5 protein-coding genes are annotated in these 7,516 nt (G+C 46.0%); 4 read left to right on the forward strand and 1 reads right to left on the reverse strand.

The window, feature by feature from the left end:
- Window positions 1-148 precede the first annotated feature (148 nt).
- Window positions 149-1,093, forward strand: coding sequence for a hypothetical protein (locus WEIDD23_RS07615; RefSeq protein ID WP_010375332.1), 945 nt, complete (start codon window positions 149-151; stop codon window positions 1,091-1,093).
- On the opposite strand, the gene WEIDD23_RS07620 is transcribed toward WEIDD23_RS07615, so the two are convergent.
- Entirely contained in the window at window positions 1,090-1,338 is a 249-nt protein-coding gene (locus tag WEIDD23_RS07620; protein WP_010375334.1) for a hypothetical protein, read from the reverse strand. The two genes, WEIDD23_RS07615 and WEIDD23_RS07620, sit on opposite strands and share 4 nt — an antisense overlap.
- A gap of 214 nt (window positions 1,339-1,552) precedes the next feature.
- Here WEIDD23_RS07620 and WEIDD23_RS15010 point away from each other — a divergent pair, with 214 nt between their 5' ends.
- The 3 genes from WEIDD23_RS15010 to WEIDD23_RS13625 form a co-directional block, all read left to right on the forward strand.
- Entirely contained in the window at window positions 1,553-1,678 is a 126-nt protein-coding gene (locus WEIDD23_RS15010) for a hypothetical protein (RefSeq protein WP_010375336.1), read from the forward strand.
- Between the two features lie 262 nt (window positions 1,679-1,940).
- Window positions 1,941-3,635 (forward strand): KxYKxGKxW signal peptide domain-containing protein, encoded by a 1,695-nt coding sequence (locus WEIDD23_RS07625; RefSeq protein ID WP_010375338.1) that lies wholly within the window; start codon window positions 1,941-1,943, stop codon window positions 3,633-3,635.
- Window positions 3,636-3,749: 114 nt separating this feature from the next.
- The coding region (locus tag WEIDD23_RS13625; RefSeq protein WP_197458842.1) for a beta strand repeat-containing protein at window positions 3,750-7,516 on the forward strand (3,767 nt) is incomplete at its 3' end.

Here is a 7,516-nt window from a genome sequence, read left to right on the forward strand (position 1 = left end):
GGGCGTTTCAGTAGAGGGATAGTCTTTTTGTCAGTAGCATTTGCAGGGCTGGGACATCACGCTATAATGAAGCTTAATAAAGTAGCTTGGTAATCCCTAGACTAAGGGCTACTGTGAGAATTGTGGTGAAAGAGTGGTGAGAAAGACGATGGAACAGAGTAATCGCACGATGAGGATGTATCAATCATTGGCTGAAATTGCGGAGCAGGCACTTCTGAATATGGAGACACAGCAGTCGGCACCAGCTAGTACCACAGCTGAATTGGATCCATCTATTTTGAAAGCTTTTGCTAAGCGACTGGTGAAGGTGCTTGATGAAATTGCGACTGAAGATGAAGTAGCTGAGCACGCCCAATATGTGCAGGCCCGGGCTAGTTTGATGGCAACCATTGAGCAGGTTGCTGATGTCACAGATGCAACAATTAATCATTTGTGTGCAGCTTTAAGTAGCACTCGTGATGCCATTCGGCCACTTCAAATCGCGGCCACAGCTGACAATATGATGGCTCAGCAAGCGTTGGCACAACACTGGCTAGATGTTTATGCACCGGCAAGCGTTGACCCAAGTTTGAGTGAGCCTTATCAAGCGTTACGTGTCACGGTAACCACGAATCGGTTTGGCCTGCTACAGGCTTTAGGTGTGTTCGACCATGAATTGGTCGCTTTTCACCGCGAAAGTCGGGAATTTTTGGATGAATTGGTTGGTGGCTTATATTTGAAGGTTGCGCAGTATCAATTGCTACAATTTGCTGATCTGGTGAACTTCTTTTCAGCAGCTCACCTGTACGTGGCGATTGCCTCGGCGCCAGAGGAATACATGGTCATCGGTCAATTAATTCAACAGTTGGAACCAGTACTAAGCGATAAGATTATGTCGCTATCTGATTTGCCAACGGTTGCTGCGTATGTGCAGGATTTGTACACTAACGCAGCGATGGTTTGGCAATCTAATGCAACGCTGACTCCTGAATCTGACCGTTTGATGGCTGAGAGCCAAGCCACACTTGCCCAAGCTGCAACGCGTGATGATTATCGCTCAGTTGTGGCATTGTTACGCCAAGTTCGTTTCGAACAGCCAACGTTGGCTAATTAATGAGCGTATTGTTCAATCAAGGCGACAAAGTCAGGTAAGCTAATGGCCCAGGCAAGCGCAGAAGATAAATTATCCCATTGAAAAATAACATCCGATTCAGGTGTACCGTCTTGATTGAAAACGCGAAGAGTCATGAGACCGAATTGACTGAAGCTAGGTAAGCTACGAATTTCACGACCGTTGGCTAAATCAATACGGCCGAATCCGTTATTGTTATAAAAGCTGGTGATTTGATCATTGTTCATGGTAGGTACCCCCCCATTCTTTCAGTATTGTACTAATCCGATATGTCCCAGATTTGAGCTAATTTCGCGACCTTTGCGTCTGTTTGTTATCCAATTGCGCTAAAATTCGTTAAATCGTGCCAATTGTGGTCCAAATCAACTTTTTGTAAGTATAACGGTTATACTAATTAACATAAAGTAAGTTATCAAACAACGAAGAGCGGGGGATACAACAATGTACAACAAGTTAGAGAACAAGCAATGGATGGTCGCTGGATTGTCAACTTTGGTTATGACGCAAGGACAATTGTCACGTCAAGTTATTGTTGAAAACCGCAAAGTTGATTTGACGACGAAGTAATAATAAAATTCCTGTAGGCATGTCTTAAGAGAAGGTATGCCTACATTTTACATATCTGGCACGGGGTACCGATCCGTTGTGGGAACGGCTTGGAAACATATATGATTCTAGTTATGAGAAATGTCGCGTAACCTTCGCAAGTTAACGACCTAATATAAAGATTTTCAGGGCCACGAAGTTACGCATAATTGCGGAACTTTGTGGCTTTTTTAATGCAACAAGGCAGTAGGGTTCACGGTTATGATGAGAAGAGGGAAAGATAATGAATTTCAAATCATTACACACGGCTGATTTTGAGTCAAAAACACACTACAAAATGTATAAAGACGGTAAGCAATGGATGTTTGCCGGAATTATGGCCATCGCGTTGGGGGCTGGTATTGTTGCGCCTTCACAACAAGCATCAGCAGATACCACTGATGCGGCGACAGTAGCCACGACAACCAATACAGGAACTAGCTCGACCAATAGCAATACGGTGACATTGTCAACGTCGACTAGTACCACTACAACGCCAACGACTGATGCAGCGACAACATCTGCTGACACAGCGGTAACACCAGTTGCCACGGCTGCGACAGTCAGTGCAACGAGTCAATCAACGGGAGCGACCCCGGTTTCGACAGCATCAGCGACGCCAGCACCTAGTGAAACAGCTAGCACAGCGGCATCTAACACGTTGACGAGTAATGCAGTGGGAGCTGGTGATAGTGCTAATAGTGCTATCAAGTCAGCAACTTCTGGTTCAACGGCCGATGGTACCGGTACGCTGGGTTCATATGGTAACAAGGATGCTTACCCATCAATTTCTGGTAATTCAGCAACGTCATCGATTAATAATCAAGGTGCGGTAACGGTTAATAAGAGTGCCTCAACATCAAGTTCAAATTCATTCGATGTGAACATGTCTAAGGCAGCCTCAACGTCAGCAACGACTAACACAAGCTCGGTTGCCGTGACGATTAAGGCACCAAGCAACGCAACGGTTGGTAACATCAAGTACACGGTTGACAGTGCTGGTAACACGGTCGCCGTAACACCTGGTGGTAGTTCATATATTGTGAACCAAATGGGATCGGGGATGACCTCTGATATCATGTCACAAGCTACGAGTACGATTAAGTCTGAATTCGCGGTTGCGTCAAAGAATTCAGTCGCTGCGGTATCTGCTAAGAGTGTGGCTAATAGTTACAGTAATTTGGCAACGTCTAACAAAGCGCAACAACAATCACAACTGGCTAGTGCTAAAACTGCGGGTGATGCAGCGACAAGTACGTCATTGGCAGTGGCTAACCGGATATCTAATTTTGCGTCTAGTTTGAAGAGTTCAAACGTAACTTCTTTTGGTGTGGAATCAGCAGCCTTGTCTAATGCTGCAAGCTACATTAAGGCGGGTGATTGGATTAACGCGGCTACCCAATTGAGTTTAGCCACTAGTTATGCATATGGTGGGGGCCTGGGATTTTCTAAGGACTCAAACTTCAGCTCTTTGACTTCATTGAAAGACAGTTTTACAGGTAAGACGAACTGGAGCCCCGCTCTTAATAATACGATTACTAATTCTGACTATACGGCCTATAACAATTATGTTGCACAATCATCAGTTGCTGCATCAACAGCTTCAAGCTATGCATCAGTTGCTGCAGTTAACTTGTTATCTAGTCAGTCAGCGCAAACGGATTACAATTCATACTCAGCTGCTGCGGTAGCGGCTGCTAAGTCAGCTGCTGATTTGGTAACATCGGCCCGTTCTATTGCAGCTGGTCTGAATACGTCGAGTGCGGTTATTATTCATAATTCTTATTCAGGCGCCAATACGTCAGTGACACAAAGTTACGCTAGTGCAGCAAATAAAGCGGCAAGCAGTGTCACGAATATGTTGAACAAGTCGATGGCCTCATTGAGTAGTGGGTTTGCGTTTAACGTCTCAGATGCAGGTGTTGCGGGAACTTTTTAGGTATCTGCGGGTGGTTATAATCCTGCTACGACAGCAACTCGGCTCTCTTTCGCTTCCAGTGTAGGTAGCTATGCAAAATCTAATGCGGCTAAAAATACTGGCAAATTAGCAACCATGTATAACAGTTTGGCTTCGTATATGGATTATCTGCAAACGTCAGCTGGATCGACGACGCTTGCGCAATTGCAGATGAGTATGCAGTCACAAGGAGCGTTATTCTATTTCGGTGGTGTTGTACCTGGTATGAGTTATTCACCAGACGAATTAACGAGTGCATATGCTGCCTTGTCTGACGCGATGGCGAACTTAACGGACATTACGAATTCGTATACCGTTGCGGCTGATTTGACGAAGAGTGGGTCTGTTTTGACAACTAAGTCGTATGGAACGACATATAATGCAGCACTTGTTGATCAACTGACGTCTGCTTTAACAAATCAAGTTAAGACTGTGAATAATTTGGTTGATAATATCAATCAATACGTTGTAACAACAATTCCGACTTTTGTTGGAAATTACTATGCATACCAGTATCTCAATGCTAAGGATGGTCAGTCATATCGAGATCTTGCGGGAATGTCAGGCACGTGGCAAGCAGTGCAAGATTCAGCCGCAATGATTGTTGACCAGCTGGCTTATCAACAAGCTTCAGATTATGCATCACTATATACATCAATTGCAAATAGTTACCGGGCACTAGGCACGAATGCTGGAAATTCACTGCTGGGAAGTTTGTATGATGCAATGGCATCCGCACAAAATTCAGCGTATTCTGCCATGAAGTCAGCCTATAACTCACAAAGCGTAGAGTTCAATTCATTAAGCCTGGCCGGTGCACTGAGTTTTGGCCTCTTTAACGCAGTCCCTGGTTACATTACGTTAGGAATTACGAACGGAACCAAGGTTGTTGGTAGTCAGCTGGCGTCAAATATTCAAGTGATGATGACGCAAATGAATTCTGGTTTGCAATCGATGACGGATTCATACGCAAGTTTGTTCAATGCTACGTCAGCGGCGGCTGTAACTGATGTTCACTACGGTGTCGTGGCACAAACGCCTGCTACGTCAGGCTTGACGGGTGGTACGTTCATTGACAACAACTACACCACAACGGCAACGGTTAATAATGTTGCCAATACCACAACGACTGACGTGGTTTACCAAGTGGTTGATGAGGGTGTTTTGACATCTTTGGCAGCAACGACGTCTACTGATTCAGCAACGGCGACAGCGATTGCAGCGGCAAAGTCAGTTTTGGCAAACAGTAACGTATCACAACAAGATGTTGATAGTGCCGTGAATGCCATTTGGTTGGCACTTGATCACACAATCGCGCCATCAACAACTGCCGGCAAGACAGGAAGTGCAGCCGTATCAGCTGCCGCAACCGCTACAGCGCCAATTTCGTTGACGTCAGCGGCCCAAACAGTCACGACGACAACAGATTTAAATAACGCTGGAGAAAAGAAAACCTTTACGGTGACTGGATCAGCTAACTACATGAAGCCAACGTCAGTGTTGTTGAAGGACAGTCAAGGAAATACAGTTACGGATTACACCAGTTCAGCAACCTACAATAGCCAAACTGGTCAATTCAGTTTGAACCAGGTTGTTTTGCCAACCCAAGGCGACTACAAGTTGGTCGTTGTTTGGACGGCCCAACCGGATAAGTCGGATATTAATAGTTACAACGGTCAGTCAACGATTAAGTTGGCAACTAGTTGGACGAATTTGGATAAGACGGCGGGCAGTTCATCTGAAACCGTCAATGTCCAGCGTACTTTGGCAGTAAAGGTGTCATTGCAAGTGCAATACACAGATGCAGCGGGTACGGTACACACAACTAATCTGGCAAATGGTCTATTGATTGGAACAGGAACTGTGATTATCAACGATCCACAATTAGGTGCGTACGTTGGGATGACAGCTGACCAAATTTTGTCCTTGGACAAAACAGCTGGTACAACAAATTCAATTTTGCCAGCTGGATATCACTTGTCAGTTAATAGCAACGGTACGTTGTTGATTACTGTGAATGGGACAGCCATTGATAACGGTTCTTATAAAATTGATGCTGATAACGCGACGAACGATGCATTGACTTTGGTGTTGCACGCAGATGCAAACACCCAAATTGCACGTGTTGTTGTGAAGGGCGGCTACTATCCAACCACTGTTTCACAAGGATCGGCAACCGGGGCTACTGGCTCGTCGATTGTCTTTAACACGAACGATACATCTTTGAAGATGCCAGGTGCAACATACACGGTAACTGGACCAGACGGTAAAACGTATGCAAGCTTCAAAGATGCACTAGCAGCCAACCCGACCTTTGACGCAACAAATTGGACTGAAGCCACTGGATCAGATGGCACACGTCAAACATTTACAGTTAACTACGTCTTTAATAAGCAAATTGCGCAACTTCAAGTTGGTGCGCCAAACGCGGGCTTGTCTGAGCAAGTGACTGGTGATACTGATTCTGACATTGCCTTTAAGGCCAGCGATGCTGATCTGAAGAAGGCAGGCTTTACGTACACGGTAACGGCGCCGGATGGCATCGTTTACGCGTCACTTGCGGCGGCATTAGCAGCGACGATGACGGTTAACGGTTCATTAGTGAAGGTCGGTAAGTTTGATGAAACTGACTTTGCGGTTGGCGTTACCGACCCAAGTCAACAAATTTTCAAGGTGACTTACACGCCAGATGCACAATCGGCGACGGTTATTGCTAATAAGGATGGCGTTAACAGTACATTGGAAACAATCACTGGTAAGACGTCAGATAAGTTGGCGTTTACGACCGTTTCAGATGCTACGTTAGCTACGCCTGGGTACACTTACACGGTCGTTGGACCAGATGGCGTAACCTATGCAAGTTTGGCTGAGGCCGTTGCGGCTAATGGGTCATTTGATAATACGGATAACGCGGGAACGGCTGACGAAAGTGTCCAGACGTTTACGGTTAACTACGTCAAGACAACCCAACATGCCACGATTACAATTCATGACAAGTCAACGGGTAAGGTACTTGGTACAGTTACGATTTCAGGTAAGTCAGGGGATGCGATTACCGCGGACCAATTGGCTACAGCTGTCAGTTCAGTGACTGATGCACAACCAAATTATGCTGGCAACATTACGATTACGAGTGATACGGCATCAGGTCAAAACTTTGACTTTAACGATGGGGCAGATCAATCGTTTGATGTGACGTTTGTCCACAATGCCAAGTTGGTATCAACGGATACAACGTATACCGGTTCTGTTTCATTTAAGGGCACTAACTTAGCTGTTAATACGCAAACTGCCGTAGTGACTAAGACTGCTTCAGTTGACGCAATCACTGGTGAAATAATTGATGCCGCCAATGCGGATAACTTTGCAAATTATGTGGCACCATCTTATGCGTTGAAGTCTGGTACCGCACAGGTTGATGCGACGGCTGGAACAGTGACGTTTTCCTATGTTGCAGCAACGTATGTGAAGGGTTACTTTGCAGACAAAAATGGGGTGCAATTGGCATCTTTGAGTGGTAACACGACGTCGACGTCGGCGGTTATTACTTACACCGAGATTAAGACGGTTCCACCAACTTTGCCTGGCGATGCAGCAACTGATGCTAGCGAAGCGGGTAGTTCAGCATCAAAGGCCAGTTCCGCAGCATCTGCAGCGGACTCAGCGGCGACTGAATTCCCAGCAGCGTCAAGCGCAGCTAGTGCAGCAGATTCATCAGCTACCATAGCATCAAGCGCAGCTTCAGAAGCCAGTTCCGCAGCCAGCGTCGCAGCTTCAGAAGCAGCAGTAGCAAGTTCTGCAGCCAGCGCGGCTGATAGTGCGGCAGCTGCTGGCGATAACGCCGCAGCATCAAGCGCAGCTAA

It is taken from the genome of Weissella sp. DD23 (assembly GCF_001579105.1).
In the GTDB taxonomy this organism is placed as follows: Bacteria; Bacillota; Bacilli; order Lactobacillales; family Lactobacillaceae; genus Weissella; species Weissella cibaria.